This window comes from Aromatoleum buckelii (assembly GCF_012910785.2).
In the GTDB taxonomy this organism is placed as follows: Bacteria; Pseudomonadota; Gammaproteobacteria; order Burkholderiales; family Rhodocyclaceae; genus Aromatoleum; species Aromatoleum buckelii.
Genome location: NZ_WTVH02000009.1, coordinates 300,493 through 316,797, shown reverse-complemented (window position 1 = coordinate 316,797; position 16,305 = coordinate 300,493). Strand labels below are relative to the sequence as shown.

Genomic DNA, 16,305 nt, shown 5'->3' with positions numbered 1-16,305 from the left:
ACGCCCGCGGGGAGTGCGGGAGTTCCTTCTTCTCGCCGGTCGCCGCGGCCGTGGAGGCGCAGCGGGCGGTCAGACCGCCCCTGCCAGTGATTGCTCAGCAGTATAATTCAGAACGCGCACTATGGTGCATGTTGTTATACGAAGACGATGTTCATTTTGTTCATTTCGTGCCGCGCCATTACGACCTCCGCCCGCCGTCCTGCCGACGGGCGGAGTCGCAGTTTCATTCGAGGCAGCACGCCTTCTCGGTGAGATCGGCGCATCCGCAGCCGGCCTGGGCAGCGATCTGCCGCTGGATCCCCCTGAAACGTGCCTGCACGGCATCGCCGAAGAGCGGATCGGCGCTGAGATGGATTGCCGAATCGACGAGGAACCAGTCCTTCTTTTGCAACGCAGCGCCGAGCCGGGGGAATATCTCGCGCTCCTCCTTGTCCATGTGCTCGCGCAGGAACGCCACGTAGCGGCACACGTCGTCGATGATCGTCGCGCGCGACATCATCGCTCCGGCAGCCGCGGCAGCCAGGTCCGCAGCCAGCGTCGCGCCGCTTGCCTCGATCTGCCGGTGCTGGCCGGCCAGCTCGTCGACGACGTCCCGCGCGGACGGATCATGGGCAAGGAGCATCCCGAACGCGACGTCCTCGCGCGGATGATGGAAGCGGTCGGGGAACTGCGTGATGTAGTAGACGACGTCCGACATGAGTTCGTAATCCGGCTGCTCGCCGCGGGCGAACAGTTCGGTCCGGCTTTCGAGGAGATCGAGCAGCTTGCGGTAATTCGCGTGCTCGGCTTTCCACTTCTTGATATGTGCGCACATGACAGTCTCCGATGTTGGGTTCGTTCTCGACATCCCGCCTGCCCTACTGCCAAGGGCGGGATCACTGCACGATTTCATGTTAAGCACGCATGCGCGCCGCCGAAATGACTTTTGTCATTCAGCCCGGTGCCGCCCTGCCCTACTCTGCGCTTGCGCCGAACCCCGGCATCTTTCGGCCCGAAGCGGGCAAAGCGGCGGGCCGGCCCCCAGCGAGAGGAGAAAAATCATGACTTACGTGGTCACCGAAGCCTGCATCAAGTGCAAACACACCGACTGCGTCGACGTCTGCCCGACCGACGCTTTCCGCGAAGGCCCCAATTTCCTCGTCATCGACCCGGAGGAATGCATCGACTGCACGCTGTGCGTTGCTGAATGCCCGGTGGACGCGATTTATGCCGACGACGACGTGCCGGACGACCAGCGGCAGTTCATCGCGCTGAACGAATCCCTCGCGAAGGAATGGAAGCCGATCGTCGAAGTCAAGCCGGCGCCGGCCGACGCGGGGATGTGGGCGACAGTGAAGGACAAGCTGAAGTTTCTGGAACGCTGACCGGCGCGGCGCAGTGGATTGCCGCTATCAAACCGGCAACCGAATACAACCCGTTCGCCCTGAGCTCGTCGAAGGGCGGTCGGTCGCAGGGCTTCGACAAGCTCAGCTCGAACGGTCTCTGGTTGCAGCATTGATAGGTGTCGACGATCCGTCAGGTGTCGAGGATCCGCCGCAGCATGTCGGCGCGCGTGATCTCGATGCCGCCCGGCCGGTTCGTCAGCCAGCCGGCTTTCTGCCATCGGCTGAGGATGCGGATGACGGTTTCGGCCCGCGCGCTGACGAGCTGGCTGATTTCCTCGCGCGTCAGATTCACTTCGACTGCGACCGCGTCCGCGCCGGCGGGACGGCCAAAGCGCTCGATCAGGTAGATCATCAATGCCGCCAGGCGCCGCGGCACCGAGCCCGCGCTGACGATGTCGATCTTTGCGCGCAACGCCGCCGTATGCTGAAGCAGCGCCCGGTTGACGGCGAGGCCGACGGTCACCGAAGTCTCGAGCGCTTCCTGCAGCACGTCCGCGCGGATCGACAGGACGTCGACCGCGCCGCCGATCGCGATCGCGTCGGCTGGAAACAGGCCGTGTTCGAGCACCGCGGCGAGCCCGACCGCTTCGCCTGTACGGAACAGGCCGACGACGACACCGTCCCCGATCGGCGTCGTCTGCCGGATCTGCACGATTCCCGCCTCGATGACGGCGAAGTGCGCGGCGCGCTCGCCGGTAAGCCACAGCGGCTCGCCCGACGCGAGGCGACGATGGCGCGCGCCCCGGGCCAGGCGTGCGAGATCGCCGGGCCCCAGCGTCGAGAACAGCGCCAGTCCAGCCATCCGGTCCGCGACAGCGCGGGCCTCTGCCGGCGCGGCTGTCGGCCGCGGAATAACCAGTGACGGTGCGTGACTCATCATGCTCCTGCGAAACAGCGACGACCGAGTGTCGGTTCAGGACGATTCGCGCACCAGCGCGAGCCGGATGCGCTCGATCGCGTGCGACGGACTGAGGCCTTTCGGGCAGACCTCGGTGCAATTCATGATCGTGCGGCAGCGGTACAGCCGGTATACGTCATCCAGATAGGCGAGGCGCTCGGCGGTGGCCGTGTCGCGGCTGTCGGAAATGAAGCGGTAAGCCTGCAGCAGCCCCGCCGGGCCGACGAACTTGTCCGGATTCCACCAGTACGACGGACAGAACGCGCTACAGCAAGCGCACAGGATGCATTCGTAGAGGCCGTTCAGGCGGTCGCGCTCTTCAGGCGTCTGCAGGCGCTCGCGCTCGGGCGTCAGCTCGTCGTTGATCAGGTAGGGCTTGATCGCGTTGTAGTGGGCGAAGAACTGCGTCATGTCGACGATCAGGTCGCGAATCACCGGAAAACCGGGCAGCGGGCGCAGCACCACCGGCTCCTTCAGCCCCGCCAGCGACGTCAGGCACGCCAAGCCGTTGCGCCCGTTGATGTTCATCGCGTCCGAACCGCACACGCCTTCACGACACGAACGGCGGAACGACAGGCTGTCGTCGATCGTCTTGAGCCGCATCAGCGCATCGAGCAGCTTCTTGTCGCCCGCTTCCGGCGTGACGTCGTAGTCCTGCATGCGCGGCTTCGCGTCCGTTTCGGGGTTGAAGCGATAGATGCTGATTCGCATGTCTTCCTCCTTGCCGCGAGCGTTTATCCGGTAGTCATGAAATGCGCGGCGATCGTCAGCGCGACGCGGATCACGATCGCGATCAGGACCAGTGCGATCAGCCCCAGCAGCGGCAGGCGCACGGCAGGCGAGTGAATGTAGTCGAGCACGATGTCGCGGATGCCGATCCAGCCGTGCAGCGCCAGCGCCGCGAAAAGCACGACGATCAGCACCCCGCCGTGCGGACTCGTCGCGAGCGCGTGCCAGCGTTCATAGCTGAGCGGCGGGCCGGCCAGCAGCATCGCCGCGGCCGCCGCGAGAAAGATCAGCAGCACGACCGCCGTCGCACGCTGCAGCATCCACGCCCTTTGCCCGAGGAACAGCCTCATGACAGCCACCTAATGGCAACGGCGAGCGCAATCACCGCCGCCGCGATGATCGCGGCCCACGCGCTTGTCCGCGCCTGGTCGAGCCGGCTGCCGATGCCGGCATCCATCAGCAGGTGGCGCAGCCCCGCGAGCACGTGATGCGACGCGGCCCACACGACCACGACGAGGAGCAGCGCGCGCGCTGGCGCCGACACCAGATCGCGCAGCGCTTCGAATTCGGCTTCGCTGCGCAGCGACCGGTCGAGCGCGAGCGCGAGAAGCGGCAGCGCGACGAGCAGCAGCACGCCCGAGATGCGGTGCCCGATCGACGCGATCGCGCCGATCGGAAAGCGGATCTGCGACAAGTTCAGGAACTTCGGGGCGCTTCCGGGCGGTGCTCGCATGTTCGCCTCCACTGGTGGCTAGGTGGACTCGTCTTCGCAACCGCAGTTCGCCTCGGCGACGATGACTCGGTGGAGTTGGACGAAACGATCCTGCGCCGGGGCGGGGAACAACGGATCCTGCTGCGTGCGCTCCGACGCACCGTCGATTGCCCGCCAGTCGTCATCGTCCAGAAAGCGGACAGCCGCCGGAAACAGCACCAGCTCCTCGACCGCCATGTTGTGGCGCAGGCGCTCCGCGTAAAGACGGACGTTCGCTCCGACCAACTCCCACGACATCGTTTCCCCACGCGCGGCCGACTCCAGGTCACGCATCAGGTCCGCACCCTGCCGTGCGAGCGTCGCGTGCTGCGCTTCGATCTCGTCGCCGAAACCCGGCGGCAACGCGTCCTTTTTCCGCAACTGCTCAACGATGCGATCTTCGAGCGGGTGGTGGGACACATCCGGAAAGTTGGTCAGGTAATAGAGGGCATCGACCAGCAGTTCGAGGTCGGCCGTCCCCGGCTCGACTCCCGCAGCCGGCCGGCTCGCGAGCAGCCGCACGAGCGCTTCGAGGTTCCCGTGTTCCGCCCGCAGCCGGACGATCGCGTTCGGCATGATGCTCCCCTCAACCCTGTGACTGCTTCATCGTTTCGATCGCGAGCAGCGAGTGTGCATAAGCGGCACCGGCACGCATTTCCGCGGCGACCCAGATCGCCTCCATGATCTCTTCCTCGGTCGCGCCGCTCTTGAGCGCCTCCGAGGTGTGGCCGTGGATGCAGTATGGACACTGGGTGACATGCGCGACCGCGACCGCGATCAGCTCCTTCGTCTTCTTCGGCAGGGCGCCGTCGGCAAAAACAGCGTTGCTGAACGCCTTGAACGCAGCAAGAGGGCCGGGCGCGAGTTCCTTGCGCTTGCGCGCGGCTTCGGTATTCCACTGCGGGTACAAAGACTGGTCCATCGTCGAAAACCTCCATCCGTTGCCGTTGGAAATGCAGCGCAAATGCGCACGGTTACACGGAATAGTAGGCGCTGGCTTTAAAGAGTCAACAAACATGCATCTTTAGCCGCTCTTCCCTATAATGAATGCCGCACCAGTCACTCAAGGCGGGCAGGTGCTCCCGGGCAGGTCGCACGAAGCCGCGCCAGCCGGCCGAAAAACAGCCCAGAACGGGCGGGAACAAAAGGGGACACATCTTGACTTTCGGTTTTAAGCAGCTGGGCCGGCTGCGCTCATGGCTGCACGCCTTCATTCCCGACGCGCATCACGTCAGCAGGCGCGAGAGGATCTTCGGCTGCATCGGTGCCCTACTCGGCCTGATATGCACCGAGTGGATCAGCCGACAGGTGCTCGGCGAGACGAACCCGTGGTTCATCGCCCCGATGGGCGCATCGGCAGTGCTGCTGTTCGCGATGCCGTCGAGTCCGCTCGCGCAGCCGTGGTCGGTGATCGGCGGAAACGTGATCTCGGCACTCGTCGGCATCACCTGCGCCAAATTGATCGGCACTCCCGGACTCGCCGCGGCGGTCGCCGTCGGACTGGCGCTGGTCGTCATGCTCCAGTTGCGGTGCCTGCACCCGCCCGGCGGCGCGGTCGCGCTGACTGCGGTGCTCGGCGGCCCGTCGGTCGCGGACCTGGGCTACCAGTTCGCGTTCTGGCCGGTCGCGGTGGATTCGTTGTGCCTCGTGCTGTTCGCCCTCGCGTTCAACATCGCCCTCGGACGCCGCTACCCGCATCGCTCACAGGAGCAGGCAAACCCTCATCTCACGGCGGACCCGTTGCCGAGCGCCCGGGTCGGCGTCACCCTCGCGGACCTGAACGAAGCGCTCGACGCGCGCGGCGAACTGCTCGATATCAGCAGCAAGGATCTCGGCGAAATCCTCGCTGCAGCCGAAGCACGGGCTTTTCGCCGCCGCTTCGGCGAAGTCCGCTGCGGCGACATCATGTCCGAGGACGTCGTCACCGTCGGGACGCAGGCATCGATCGGCGAGACCTGGGCGCTGCTGGCGAGGCACAAGATCAAGGCGATCCCGGTCGTCGCCGGCGAACGGAGGCTCTTGGTCGGCATCGTCTCGCTGCACGATTTCTTCATTCGCCGCGACCTGGTCGGCACGATGTTCATCGGCGAGGTGATGTCGCGCGACGTCGTCACGGCCCGCCCGGACCAGCCGATCCTCGAACTGGCAAAGCTTTTTTCCGACGGCGGTCTGCATCACGTGCCGGTGGTCGATGAGCACCGCAACGTGGTCGGCATGTTGACGCAGTCCGATCTCGTCGCCGCCCTCATCCGGACCCGCCTCGACGAGCCCGAGAAGACCGATCTGGCGATGGCCGCGTGAACGGCCCCGCACGCCGCGGACCGGTCAGTGATGCAGGATCTTCGCGAGGAAGTTCTGCGCGCGCTCGGAGCGCGGCTGGCCGAAGAACTCCTCCTTGGGCGCGTCCTCGACGATCGCGCCGCGATCCATGAAGATCACGCGGTGCGCGACCTTGCGTGCGAAGCCCATCTCGTGCGTGACGCACATCATCGTCATGCCTTCCTGCGCGAGCTGGACCATCACGTCGAGCACCTCGTTGATCATTTCCGGGTCGAGCGCCGACGTCGGCTCGTCGAACAGCATGCAGATCGGATCCATTGCGAGCGCGCGCGCGATCGCGACGCGCTGCTGCTGGCCGCCCGAGAGCTGGCCGGGATACTTCGCCGCCTGCGCCTTCAGGCCGACGCGGTCGAGCAGCTTCAACCCTTTGTCGACAGCCTGTTCGCGACTGCGGCCGAGCACCTTGATCTGCGCGATCGTCAGGTTTTCGGTGATCGTCATGTGCGGGAACAGCTCGAAGTTCTGGAACACCATGCCGACCTGCGCGCGCAGCTTCGGCAGGTTGGTCTTCGGGTTTTCGACGGCGACGCCGTTGACGACGATGCTGCCTTTCTGGAACGGTTCGAGCGCATTCACGCACTTGATCAGCGTCGATTTGCCTGAGCCCGACGGACCGCAGACGACGACCACTTCGCTCTTCTTCACGTTCGTCGTGCAGTCCGTCAGCACCTGGAAGCTGCCGTACCACTTTGAGACGTTCCTGATCTCGATCACGTTCGAAACTCCGGAGGATCAACGGATGATGGCGATGCGCGACTGCAGCAGCTTGACGAGCCGCGAAAGCGCGAAACAGATGACGAAATAGACCACCGCGACGGTGGTGTACATCTCCACCGGGCGCAGGTCGCGCTGCGTGATCTTGTCGGCCGCACCGAAGAAATCGGTCGCGCCGATTGCATACACGAGCGATACGTCCTGGAACAGGATGATCGTCTGCGTCAGCAGCACCGGCAGCATGTTGCGAAAAGCCTGCGGCAGCACCACCAGCCGCATCGTCTGGCCATACGTGAAGCCCATCGCATAGCCCGCCGCGACCTGCCCGCGCGGCACGGACTGGATGCCCGACCGCATGATCTCGGAATAATACGCGGCCTCGAACACGGTGAAGGTGAAGTAGGCCGAATTCGCCGCCCCGATTGGCATCTGTTGCCCGGTGATCATCTGCAGCACCATCGGCAGGATCAGGTAGAACGCGAGGATCACCTGCACCAGCGGCACGCTGCGGAAGATGTTCACGTAGCCGGCGGCGAACCACTGCAACGGCGGAATCGACGACAGGCGCATCAGCGCCAGCACCGTGCCGATCAGGATGCCGCCGAGCATCGCGGTGAGGGTCACCTGCACGGTATAGCGCAGTCCCTGGGCGAGAAAACCCCAGTTCTCGATGATGACCGAAAAGTCGAAATCGCTCACGGCACGCCCCCCCCCTTGCCGCCGACGATCAGGCCGGGCACGCGGGTGCGCCGCTCGACGAACGCGAGGAGGCGGTTCATCAGGAACGCGAGCGCGAAATACGCCAGCGTCACGACGATCGTGATCTCGAGCACCTGCGAGGTCTTCTCGATGATCTGCTTGTACTGGAAGTACAGCTCCAGGATGCCGACGGCGTAGGTCACGGCAGAATTCTTGAAGATGTTCATCGCCTCCGAAGTCATCGCCGGCAACACGATGCGGTAGGCCATCGGCAGGCGCACGTGGCGGTAGGTCTGCCATTCGGTCAGGCCGAGCGCGAGCCCGGCGTCGCGCTGCCCGCGCGACAGCGAGTTGATGCCCGCCTTGACCTGCTCGGCGATGCGCGCGGCGGTATACAGACCGAGGCCGACGACCGCGATCACGACATACGGCAGGTCCTGCTTCATCCACATCCCGATGCTGTCGGGCACGAGCTCGGGGACGACGAAGAACCACATGAAAAGCTGGACGATCAGCGGAATGTTGCGGAACACGTCGACGTACGCGTCGCCGATCGCGACGAGCCAGCGCTTCGGTGTCGTGCGCATGACCCCGAGGGCCGAGCCGAGCGCCAGCGCGACCGCGAGCGAAGCCAGCGACACCAGCGTCGTCCAGCCGAGCCCCGACAGTATCCAGTCGTAGTATTTGAGACCGTCGTCGGTCTCGCGGAAGAAGAACAGCCAGTCCCAGTGGTAGTCCATCGCAACTCCCCGATTTGCCGCGACGGCAGGCGGTCAGGCCCGGCGAAAACGAAAAGGGAAACAGCCGGGCGCGCCGCCGCCCGGCTGTCCGGCGGCTTATTCGACGCCCTTGTCGGTCGGGTTCTCGAACGCGGCCTTGAGTGCGGGGCTCATCGGGAAGTTCAGGTTCACGTTGCGCGGCGGAATCGGCTTCATGAACCACTTGTCGTAAAGCTTTTCCGCCTCGCTCGACTTCATCAGCCCGACGAGAGTCTTGTCGACGATCGCCTTGAACGGCGCATCGTCCTTGCGCACCATCACGCCGTACGGCTCGTCGCGCAGCGACGGACCGACGATCTCGAACGCGGACGGATTCTTCGAACTTGCGATAAGGCCGGCAAGCAGGATGTCATCCATGACGAACGCCGCGGCGCGCCCGCTCTCGACCATCAGGAACGAGTCGGCGTGATCCTTGCCGTAGATGTTCTTCACGTTGATCGTCCTGCCTTTCTCGTTTTCCTTGATCAGCTGGTCCGACGTCGTGCCCGTCGTCGTCACGACCGGCTTGCCGTCGAGATCGCCGATGTCGTTGATGCCGGAATCCTTGCGCACGCCCATGCGCACGCTGGTGATGAAGTACGCGACGCTGAATCCCACTTGCTGCTGGCGCGCGACGCTGTTCGTCGTCGAGCCGCACTCCAGGTCGATCGTGCCGTTCTGCATCAGCGGAATGCGGTTCTGCGACGTCACCGGCTGGTATTTGACCTGCAGGTTCGGCATCTTCAGTTCGGTCTTGACGGCATCGACGACCTTTGCACACAGGTCCATCGCATAGCCGACCGGCTTCTGGTTGGCATCGAGGTAGGAAAACGGCACCGACGACTCGCGGTGCCCCACGGTGATGGTGCCCGTATCCTTGATCTTCTGCAGCGTGCCGCTCGACTGAGCGTGAGCGGGCGCGACCATGCCGGCCGCGGACAGACATAGCGCAATGACGGTGAGGGACTTGTGCATGAATACCTCCAGTCTTGGTTCGGGATCGACGAGTTCTCGCCGCGTAAGGCAACGGAAGCGCACGAACGTGACATTTCCTGCTGCCATCCTAAACCAACGCTCCCGCACGAGATATCCCGGTGTACTCGACGCACCCGTTAGCAAGTATGCATGCGAGCCCCGACCGGTCAGCAGAAAGCACTGTCGCCCGACGCCAACGAGGCCTTGTGCGACGCGCAAAGCGGACCGCCGAAACGACGGGGAACCCCTGCGGGACAGCGGCGCGAATCGCAAAAAGCGGGGCTTTCGGGCGCATCGCTTTCTGCTACAATGCGCGCCTTCCACGGAGAGGTGGATGAGTGGTTTAAGTCGCACGCCTGGAAAGCGTGTTTGGGATAATATCCCAACGCGGGTTCGAATCCCGCCCTCTCCGCCAGACACCTGAAAGGCCATATTCACCAGTCGAAACAGCGACTTGATGAACATGGCCTTTTTCTTATTTACCCACGGTCTTACCCCACGCGGCCTTTGCCACCAATCGCCTCCCCGGCCCCTGCCGGAGAGGCCTGCTATCGTCCCCGAACGGAGGCTTCAGTCACCCGGCGGCCCTTCGCAGCCGACGCCGCCGTTCGGGCGCGCCCGGACGAACAGCGGCGCGAGATACGCGCAGCACAGCGCGAACGCCAATACCCACGCGACGCTTGCGGCGCCCATCCACGCAGCACCATCGCTGCCCGCTCCCCCGGCGACAGCGCGCATGACGGCGGCGGCGACGAGCAACGCGGCGCTGGCCGGAATCCAGCGGCGCTCGTCGAGCGGGTAACCGCCATGCGTGCGCCCGGCGATGCAGACGACGACGAATACGCTCAGACCGAGCGCCCCCACGGTCAATAGGTGACGCCCGCTGCTGACGGCGCCGTCCCCGCCGACCAGCGCCAACCCGATCAGGCCGAAGCCGGCCGCCATCAGGGCATACACCAGATACAGCATCAACGGCCAGCGCCGGAAAAGCGGGCGGCCGACGTGCCAGTCGTTGAGCAGATTGAAAAGCGCCGCCGACGCCGCGAGCGCCAGCCAGCCGCCGAGCCGCGCGCCGGGCGCGACGAACTCGACTGCGGTGTAGAGACCGATGCAGACGATCGCGAGATTGCGCCGCGGCGGGCGGGCACGATATTCATCCCGCAGCGTGCCGCCTTTTTCGCGCCACGTGTCGATCGACGCATTGACGATGCGCATCGAGATGCGGCTCAGCGCGACGACGATCAGGATCATCAGCACGCCGAGCGTCGCGTGGAGCCAGCGCGCGGGCGAGGCGCCGCTCAGCGCGTCGGCGTAGAAGCCGGCGACCAGCACCGTCAGCGCGATCAGCGCCCAGAGAAAAGACAGGTGGCGTCGCTCGGGGTGGCGCCACAGGCGCGGAGCGAGCAGAAAAATCAGGCCGGCGAGCAGCCCGAGATGGGCGAGCGCCGAGACGAGCAGCGCGGGAGCACCGACGGCCCCAGAGAACCAGAACGCGACGCGCCCCGCCAGCCACGACACCGCGAGCAGCCGCACCGCGCGGGGGCCGACCGCAGGGCTGCGGGTGAATTCGGGCACCGCGGTGAGCGCGAAGCCCGCGACGGCCGCGAGTCCGAAGCCGAACAGCAGTTCGTGCGCATGCCAGACGAAGGCTCCGCCGGGAGTCGCGGGCAGCGGCACGCCCCAGGCGATGAAGGCGCCCCACGCGAGAACGAGCAGCGGCGCGGACAGCACGGCGAACAGGAAGAAGGAGCGGAAACCGCACAGCCAGACAGGGTGATCGAGGGACCACAGGCGCCGCAGCGTCAACATGAGCTTGCCCTTTTCGCCTTTACCGTCGACACCCGCCGTTCGCCGGGCAGATCCGCGACATGCACCGCCGGCTCCGTGGCGCGCACGGGAAACGCTGTGCCACCTGCCGAAGGCACAGGCCCGAGACCGAAACTCTGCCGCACCGCCGGCACCTGCAGCAGTTCGGCGGTCCGCTGATACGTCTGCGCTTCGTCACGTGCGCTCGCGGGCGTCGGCAGATCGACGCGGTACACGATGCGGCCGGGCTCGGGCGCCATGACGAGAATCGTGTCGGCGAGCCGGACCGCTTCCATCAGGTCGTGAGTGATCATCAGCACCGCGAGCCCGTGCTCGCGCTGGTGGTCGAGAAGCAGGCGGTGCAGCTGGCCTTTCAGGCCGATGTCGAGCGCCGAGAAAGGCTCGTCCATGAGCAGCAGGTCGGGCGCGAGCACCAGCGCGCGGGCCAGCGCAACCCGGCTCTGCATGCCGCCCGAGAGCGCGTGCGGAAACTGGTCCAGCGCGAGGTCGTCGAGACCGACTGCACGGGCCATCGCCGCGCTGCGGCGGATTCGCTCCGCCGACGGGACGCCGGCGGCTTTCAGGCCGAGCGCGATGTTGTCCCGCGCCGTCTTCCACGGCAACAGCCGAGGTTGCTGGAACATCACCGCCGGACGCGCGAAGCTGTTTTCGAGGAGGCCGCGCTGCACCGGCACGAGCCCGGCGCACAGGTGCAGCAGCGTCGTCTTGCCGCAGCCCGAAGGGCCGACCAGCGCCATCACCCGCCCCGCTTCGAGCGTGAGGTCGATGTCGTCGAGCACCGTTTTCAGCGCGTAGGCGTGAGCGAGCCCGGCGACGGCAAGGCGCGGATTCATACGAAATTCTCCCGCCAGCGCTCGACTTCCCGCTTGATCGGTTCGAGCACGAGGTATTCGACCGCCAGCAGACTGCCGACGACCGCGCAGATCCACGCCAGCGTGCCGGCGGTGTCGAGGTGCGAACGGGTCACGGCGAGCGCGGCGCCGACACCGTCGCTCGACGACAGCAGCTCGGCCATCACGACGACTTTCCACGCGGTGCCGAGCGCCGTGATCCACGCCGGGAAAAGATACGAGACGACGTGCGGCAGATAGAGGTCGAAAAATTTCATCCGCGCCGGCAGTCGGAACGCATGCGCCATGTCCTTCAGGTGGTGGTCGAGCGTGCGCGTGCCCTGCAACGCGCCGACGAAGATCACCGGAAAGCACGCGACGACGACGGTGAACACCGGCGTGCCGTCCGAAGCGCCGAACCACAGCATCGCGAGCACGAGCCACGCGATCGGCGGCGTGCCGAGCAATACCGTGACGAGCGGGCGCGACATCATCGACGCGGTCACCGACACGCCGGCGGCGAGCCCCAGCGCAGTGCCGATCGCGACCGCAATCGCGAGCCCGATCAGCGCGCGTCGCGCGGTGACGGCAAGCTCCGGCCACGCGGCTCCAGTCGTGACGAGGTCGGCGAGCGTGGCGAACGTCGTCAGCGGATCGGGCAGGATCAGCGAACCGTAGATCGCGCTGCCGCCTTCCCATGCCGCGAGCAGCAGCAGCAGGCTCGCGATCGCGCCCCATCCGCTCCACAGGTAGGCCGGCAAGCCGCCGAGCCACGCTCGCAGCAGCATCATGACTGCACGCTCACGGCTTGCAATCCGCGCATTTACCGCCGTAGAACGCGTCGCCCGGCAGCTTGCCGCCGATCAGCGCGGGGTTGCGCGCCTTGAGCTGTTCGAAGAAGAACGCGAGCGCATCGCGCGCCTGCGTTGCCGGCACCGCGTCGAGCTGGCTCACGCCGATCGCGTCGGACACCGCTTCGGCGCTGAGGATGTCGATGTGCTTGGCGACCATGCGGCCGCATTCGAGGGCATGCGTCCGGCACCACGCGAGCGACGCGGCATAGGCCGCCTCGATGCGCGCGAGGATGTCGGGCTGCTCGCGCACCGCACCGACCGCGGCAATGCCGGCCTGCGGGATGCGGGTGCTGCGCGCGTACAGGCGTCCCCATTCCTGCTGGAAATCGACGCTGCGGTGCAGTTCCGGCGCGACGAGGCCGAGCGGGAAGGACTTCGTCTTGCGCAAGGCCATCGACACCGCCGGCTCGGCCAGCAGCGCATGATCCACGCGCCGCATCACGAGCAGCTGCATCGCGTCGACCGGCGTCGCGACGTAGCGGATGCGGAAATCCTTGCGCACGTCGAGGCCCTGACGCGCGGCGAGGAGCTGGAAGATGATGTCCGGCATGTCGCCGCGGAACGGCATCGCGATCTCCTCGCCACGAAAATCGGCGAGGGTTTTCCTGTCCGGCGAGCGCGACACCATCCACAGCGCCCCCCACGTCGACACGTTCAGAAGCGTGACGGGGGCGCCGCGGTTGTGCAGGTTCGCGGCGACGTTGGTCGGCATCGCCAGGACGTCCGCCTGGCCATCGAGCGCCATCGCGCGCAACTGGTCCGGATCGCGCCACTGGACGAAGCTCACCGATTCGGCGAGATCCGCGAGCGCTCCGGTCTCGACCATGTGGATCAAGGGGGCCGACACGACTGCGCCCGGGCCGCCGAGGACGAGGCGCGGCAGCTTGTCGGCGTGCGCGGCAAGCGGCGACAGCAACGCGGCGAGCAGGCCGAGGACGCGGACAAAGCGTCGGATCGCCATCAGAACTGCCCCTGCCACGACACCATCAGGCTGCGGCCCGGCGCGTCGATTTCCATCCCGGACACGCCTTCGGTGAGGTGCTCGTGATACGGCTTGTCGAATGCGTTCTTGAGCGCGACGCGCACGCGCTGGCGCTGTCCGTGCCAGGTCGCGCCGAAGTCCGCGGTCGCAAAGCCGGACGTCTCGTTCTCGGTGCCGGCGGCGAACACGGTCGCGACGCGGTCCTGCTTGCGCACGAGGCGCAGCGTCGCGTCAGCGGTCCACGCCGCGGCCACCCTGCCCTCCCAGCCGAGCGACATTTCGTCGGCCGGCATCTGGAACAGCGGCTCGTCGAGGTCCTCGTTCTCGCCGCGCACGCGCGAGCATGCCGCCGTCAGCCATTGCCCCCGCACGGCCTGCCAGCGCGCCTCGGCTTCGACGCCGACCAGCGTGGCGCGGCCGAGATTGAACGTTTCCTTGCAGGCGCTGGCGTTGGCCGGCGGGCAGCGGTTCGTGCCGGGCGCACCGGAGACGTTGCGCCCGGTGATGTAGTCGGTGATGCGCGTGCGATACGCGGACAGCGCATAGCTCAGGTCGGCGTCGGCGCCTTTGAGGCCGATTTCGAACTGCGTGGCGATCTCCGGCTCGATGCGCGGATTGCCGACGTAGTAATAGCCGTCGCTGCGCGGCGAGGACTCGAAGCGTTCGCGCATCTCGCCGGCGCGAAACGCGCGCGAAACGTTCGCATACGGCCGCAGCAGCTTCGACACTTCATAGATCGCGCCGAGACTGCCCGAAGTCGCGCTGTCGCTGCGCTCGAGGCCGCGCGTGATCGCGCCGTTGTTCACCGAATCCGCGTCGCCTTCGACCCAGTCGCGGCGCAGCCCGGCGAGCACGTTGAGGCGACCGAAACGCATGTCGTCCTGCACGAAAACGCCGATCGCCTCGATGCGCCCGTCGTCGAAAGGATCGTTGCGGCCTCTCGCGAACGTCGGCGGGCTGCTGAGGAAACGTTCGGGCGACGCTTCCATCTGCCACGCATTGACGCCGAAAGACAGCAGATGGTCCGGGTGGGCCAACCAGTCGGCGCGGGCGTCGAGTCCGTCGGTCGCAAACGTGACTTCGGTATCGGAGAAGTCGCGCCCGAGCGGCCCTTTCGCGCGCGCGGCGATCTCGCGCTCCATCTCCTGCCGATACACGCGAACGTCGACATTCACCGGCGCGTCACCCGACCCGCGCCGGCTGTAGCCGACTTCGACGAGCTCGCGCGTCTGCGACGGCGAGTGGATGATCGAGCTGCGGATCTGCGGATGCGGATGCGGCTTGATCGAACCCGGGTACGACACGTCGCGGTCCTCGTGCTGCTGCAGCGACAGCCGCAACTGCTGGGAATCATCGAGGCGAAAGCGGTACTGCGCGATGAAACTGTCCGAGTCGTAATCGGTGTGGTCGACTTCGCCGTCAGGGGCACGGTAGTCGCCGATGCGCGCGAGCGACGCGCCGAGCATCAGCGCGTGATCGCCCTCCGACGCATTCATCACTGCGGTGCCGCGCACGCCCTCGTTCGCGGTTTCGAACTCGGCGCCCGCGCGCATCTGCACTCCGGCTTCGAAGCGCGCCTGCGGGAGGAGGACGTTGATCGCACCGCCGAGCGCGCCGGTCCCGTACAGCACCGAAGCCGATCCGCGCACGACTTCGATGCGCTCGGCGAGCCCCAGCGACATGAAGGATGCGATTGCGCCGGCGGGCTGCGCGGAATTGAGCCGCATCCCGTCGACGAGAAGGACGACGCTTTCCTTCTTCAGCCCGCGGATCACGGGATTCTGCCCCTGCGCGCCGTCGCTCGCGACCGCCAGGCCAGGTTGGCCGCGCAACGCTTCGCCGACATTGTCCGCGCCGCGGTCGAGCCACTGCTCGCGCTCGAGCGCCGTCACCGACGCCGGTGTTTCGGCGTTCGCCGAAGCGTAGCCTTTGGCCGTCACGGTCACTGCGGAGAGGTGCGCCGCTTCATCGGCGTGGGAAGAAACGGAAGAAAAAGCGCAGGCGAGCGCGGCGTACAGGACGCCCGGACGGAAAGTCGGCATGGAGGAACCCGGTTGGAAACGGTGCTGGCTCGCGTCCTGCTGGCTGACCGTATGTTGCAAAGCGTTGCAGTCACTCTACCGAAACGCCAATCGTTCTCAATTGATTTGTATCAAAACCCCCGTCCCATCTCAAAGCGAAACCATCTTGCCGCGCCGATCCTGCAATTCCGAAGCTGGAACCGGGTGACCACTCCCGCCCCAACTGCCGGCCCATGTAAATCTTTCGGTGCGGCGGTAAGTCTTTCGTTTGCAATGAGGAAATTCAGGGACGTCACGGCGTGGCGAACCTCGCCTCGCCCTTTGCTGGACCTCTGCGCGTGCAGCCCACGCAGTGTTTGTCTGCAGGCCCCCTCGCACGCCACAGCGACGAATTTGCCGCTGTATTTTCCGCCGTGAAGGCGGTGACGTTCGCGTTCCGATACGCAACTGCATCCCTGGAGCGACTCCCGTGTAGCGCGCTTCGCGCGGTCGCCGCAGCCAGGGAATGCACCTTGCCTGAGCTTGGGCGCCGGACCTCGGCC

At 66.1% G+C, this 16,305-nt stretch carries 18 protein-coding genes and 1 tRNA gene; 3 read left to right on the top strand and 16 right to left on the bottom strand.

From position 1 onward, the window contains the following. Positions 1-223: 223 nt before the first annotated feature. Positions 224-814: a hemerythrin domain-containing protein gene (locus GO608_RS07630; RefSeq protein ID WP_169199840.1), complete on the bottom strand. Its 591-nt coding sequence runs from the start codon at positions 812-814 to the stop codon at positions 224-226. Positions 815-1,040: 226 nt separating this feature from the next. Here GO608_RS07630 and fdxA point away from each other — a divergent pair, with 226 nt between their 5' ends. Beyond that, positions 1,041-1,364 (top strand): ferredoxin FdxA, encoded by a 324-nt coding sequence (fdxA, locus tag GO608_RS07625; protein WP_169199841.1) that lies wholly within the window; start codon positions 1,041-1,043, stop codon positions 1,362-1,364. Between the two features lie 151 nt (positions 1,365-1,515). Here fdxA and GO608_RS07620 read toward each other — a convergent pair whose 3' ends face one another. From GO608_RS07620 to GO608_RS07595, 6 genes are all read right to left on the bottom strand, one after another. Next, positions 1,516-2,187, bottom strand: a complete 672-nt coding sequence (locus tag GO608_RS07620; RefSeq protein ID WP_169199842.1) for a Crp/Fnr family transcriptional regulator — start codon at positions 2,185-2,187, stop codon at positions 1,516-1,518. 111 nt (positions 2,188-2,298) lie between these two features. Next, positions 2,299-2,994, bottom strand: a complete 696-nt coding sequence (locus GO608_RS07615) for a succinate dehydrogenase iron-sulfur subunit (protein ID WP_169199843.1) — start codon at positions 2,992-2,994, stop codon at positions 2,299-2,301. Between the two features lie 23 nt (positions 2,995-3,017). Continuing rightward, positions 3,018-3,362, bottom strand: coding sequence for a succinate dehydrogenase, hydrophobic membrane anchor protein (gene sdhD / locus GO608_RS07610; RefSeq protein WP_169199844.1), 345 nt, complete (start codon positions 3,360-3,362; stop codon positions 3,018-3,020). Next, positions 3,359-3,745 (bottom strand): succinate dehydrogenase, cytochrome b556 subunit, encoded by a 387-nt coding sequence (sdhC, locus tag GO608_RS07605; protein ID WP_169199845.1) that lies wholly within the window; start codon positions 3,743-3,745, stop codon positions 3,359-3,361. Before sdhC ends, sdhD begins: the two co-directional genes overlap by 4 nt. A gap of 18 nt (positions 3,746-3,763) precedes the next feature. Beyond that, complete coding sequence (locus GO608_RS07600; RefSeq protein ID WP_169199846.1) at positions 3,764-4,339, bottom strand: hemerythrin domain-containing protein; 576 nt, start codon at positions 4,337-4,339, stop codon at positions 3,764-3,766. Between the two features lie 10 nt (positions 4,340-4,349). Further along, on the bottom strand, positions 4,350-4,685 hold the full coding sequence (locus GO608_RS07595; RefSeq protein ID WP_169199847.1) for a carboxymuconolactone decarboxylase family protein: 336 nt from the start codon (positions 4,683-4,685) through the stop codon (positions 4,350-4,352). 236 nt (positions 4,686-4,921) lie between these two features. Between GO608_RS07595 and GO608_RS07590 the strand changes: the two genes are divergently transcribed. Next, positions 4,922-6,064, top strand: coding sequence for an HPP family protein (locus GO608_RS07590; protein WP_169199848.1), 1,143 nt, complete (start codon positions 4,922-4,924; stop codon positions 6,062-6,064). Between the two features lie 24 nt (positions 6,065-6,088). On the opposite strand, the gene GO608_RS07585 is transcribed toward GO608_RS07590, so the two are convergent. The 4 genes from GO608_RS07585 to GO608_RS07570 form a co-directional block, all read right to left on the bottom strand. Further along, on the bottom strand, positions 6,089-6,817 hold the full coding sequence (locus tag GO608_RS07585; RefSeq protein WP_169199849.1) for an amino acid ABC transporter ATP-binding protein: 729 nt from the start codon (positions 6,815-6,817) through the stop codon (positions 6,089-6,091). Between the two features lie 18 nt (positions 6,818-6,835). Next, positions 6,836-7,516, bottom strand: coding sequence for an amino acid ABC transporter permease (locus tag GO608_RS07580; protein ID WP_169199850.1), 681 nt, complete (start codon positions 7,514-7,516; stop codon positions 6,836-6,838). Then, a complete protein-coding gene (locus GO608_RS07575) occupies positions 7,513-8,256 on the bottom strand; it encodes an amino acid ABC transporter permease (protein WP_169199851.1) in 744 nt (247 codons plus the stop codon). Before GO608_RS07575 ends, GO608_RS07580 begins: the two co-directional genes overlap by 4 nt. Before the next feature lie 96 nt (positions 8,257-8,352). Then, on the bottom strand, positions 8,353-9,249 hold the full coding sequence (locus tag GO608_RS07570; RefSeq protein ID WP_169199852.1) for a transporter substrate-binding domain-containing protein: 897 nt from the start codon (positions 9,247-9,249) through the stop codon (positions 8,353-8,355). A gap of 324 nt (positions 9,250-9,573) precedes the next feature. Here GO608_RS07570 and GO608_RS07565 point away from each other — a divergent pair. Further along, positions 9,574-9,664, top strand: a tRNA-Ser gene (locus GO608_RS07565). A gap of 155 nt (positions 9,665-9,819) precedes the next feature. On the opposite strand, the gene GO608_RS07560 is transcribed toward GO608_RS07565, so the two are convergent. Genes GO608_RS07560 through GO608_RS07540 form a run of 5 tightly spaced genes read right to left on the bottom strand, consistent with a single transcriptional unit; the run spans position 9,820 to position 15,784 of the window. Then, positions 9,820-11,058: an NnrS family protein gene (locus tag GO608_RS07560; protein ID WP_169199853.1), complete on the bottom strand. Its 1,239-nt coding sequence runs from the start codon at positions 11,056-11,058 to the stop codon at positions 9,820-9,822. After that, complete coding sequence (locus tag GO608_RS07555; RefSeq protein WP_169199854.1) at positions 11,052-11,909, bottom strand: ABC transporter ATP-binding protein; 858 nt, start codon at positions 11,907-11,909, stop codon at positions 11,052-11,054. Before GO608_RS07555 ends, GO608_RS07560 begins: the two co-directional genes overlap by 7 nt. Further along, a complete protein-coding gene (locus GO608_RS07550; RefSeq protein ID WP_169199855.1) occupies positions 11,906-12,697 on the bottom strand; it encodes an ABC transporter permease in 792 nt (263 codons plus the stop codon). The genes GO608_RS07555 and GO608_RS07550 overlap by 4 nt, the downstream gene beginning before the upstream one ends. A gap of 10 nt (positions 12,698-12,707) precedes the next feature. Then, positions 12,708-13,721 carry an ABC transporter substrate-binding protein gene (locus GO608_RS07545; RefSeq protein WP_169199856.1) on the bottom strand — a complete coding sequence of 338 codons (1,014 nt, stop codon included), beginning with the start codon at positions 13,719-13,721 and terminating at the stop codon, positions 12,708-12,710. Then, positions 13,721-15,784, bottom strand: a complete 2,064-nt coding sequence (locus GO608_RS07540) for a TonB-dependent receptor (RefSeq protein WP_169199857.1) — start codon at positions 15,782-15,784, stop codon at positions 13,721-13,723. The genes GO608_RS07545 and GO608_RS07540 overlap by 1 nt, the downstream gene beginning before the upstream one ends. Positions 15,785-16,305: the final 521 nt, after the last annotated feature.

What these genes read in the sequence shown, in the direction of transcription:
- GO608_RS07555 (WP_169199854.1), bottom strand. Translation starts at nt 11,909, where the DNA reads ATGAATCCGCGCCTTGCCGTCGCCGGGCTCGCTCACGCCTACGCGCTG.
- GO608_RS07550 (WP_169199855.1), bottom strand. Translation starts at nt 12,697, where the DNA reads ATGATGCTGCTGCGAGCGTGGCTCGGCGGCTTGCCGGCCTACCTGTGG.
- GO608_RS07560 (WP_169199853.1), bottom strand. Translation starts at nt 11,058, where the DNA reads ATGTTGACGCTGCGGCGCCTGTGGTCCCTCGATCACCCTGTCTGGCTG.
- GO608_RS07620 (WP_169199842.1), bottom strand. Translation starts at nt 2,187, where the DNA reads ATGGCTGGACTGGCGCTGTTCTCGACGCTGGGGCCCGGCGATCTCGCA.
- GO608_RS07570 (WP_169199852.1), bottom strand. Translation starts at nt 9,249, where the DNA reads ATGCACAAGTCCCTCACCGTCATTGCGCTATGTCTGTCCGCGGCCGGC.
- sdhC (WP_169199845.1), bottom strand. Translation starts at nt 3,745, where the DNA reads ATGCGAGCACCGCCCGGAAGCGCCCCGAAGTTCCTGAACTTGTCGCAG.
- GO608_RS07615 (WP_169199843.1), bottom strand. Translation starts at nt 2,994, where the DNA reads ATGCGAATCAGCATCTATCGCTTCAACCCCGAAACGGACGCGAAGCCG.
- GO608_RS07540 (WP_169199857.1), bottom strand. Translation starts at nt 15,784, where the DNA reads ATGCCGACTTTCCGTCCGGGCGTCCTGTACGCCGCGCTCGCCTGCGCT.
- GO608_RS07575 (WP_169199851.1), bottom strand. Translation starts at nt 8,256, where the DNA reads ATGGACTACCACTGGGACTGGCTGTTCTTCTTCCGCGAGACCGACGAC.
- GO608_RS07595 (WP_169199847.1), bottom strand. Translation starts at nt 4,685, where the DNA reads ATGGACCAGTCTTTGTACCCGCAGTGGAATACCGAAGCCGCGCGCAAG.
- GO608_RS07600 (WP_169199846.1), bottom strand. Translation starts at nt 4,339, where the DNA reads ATGCCGAACGCGATCGTCCGGCTGCGGGCGGAACACGGGAACCTCGAA.
- fdxA (WP_169199841.1), top strand. Translation starts at nt 1,041, where the DNA reads ATGACTTACGTGGTCACCGAAGCCTGCATCAAGTGCAAACACACCGAC.
- sdhD (WP_169199844.1), bottom strand. Translation starts at nt 3,362, where the DNA reads ATGAGGCTGTTCCTCGGGCAAAGGGCGTGGATGCTGCAGCGTGCGACG.
- GO608_RS07630 (WP_169199840.1), bottom strand. Translation starts at nt 814, where the DNA reads ATGTGCGCACATATCAAGAAGTGGAAAGCCGAGCACGCGAATTACCGC.
- GO608_RS07545 (WP_169199856.1), bottom strand. Translation starts at nt 13,721, where the DNA reads ATGGCGATCCGACGCTTTGTCCGCGTCCTCGGCCTGCTCGCCGCGTTG.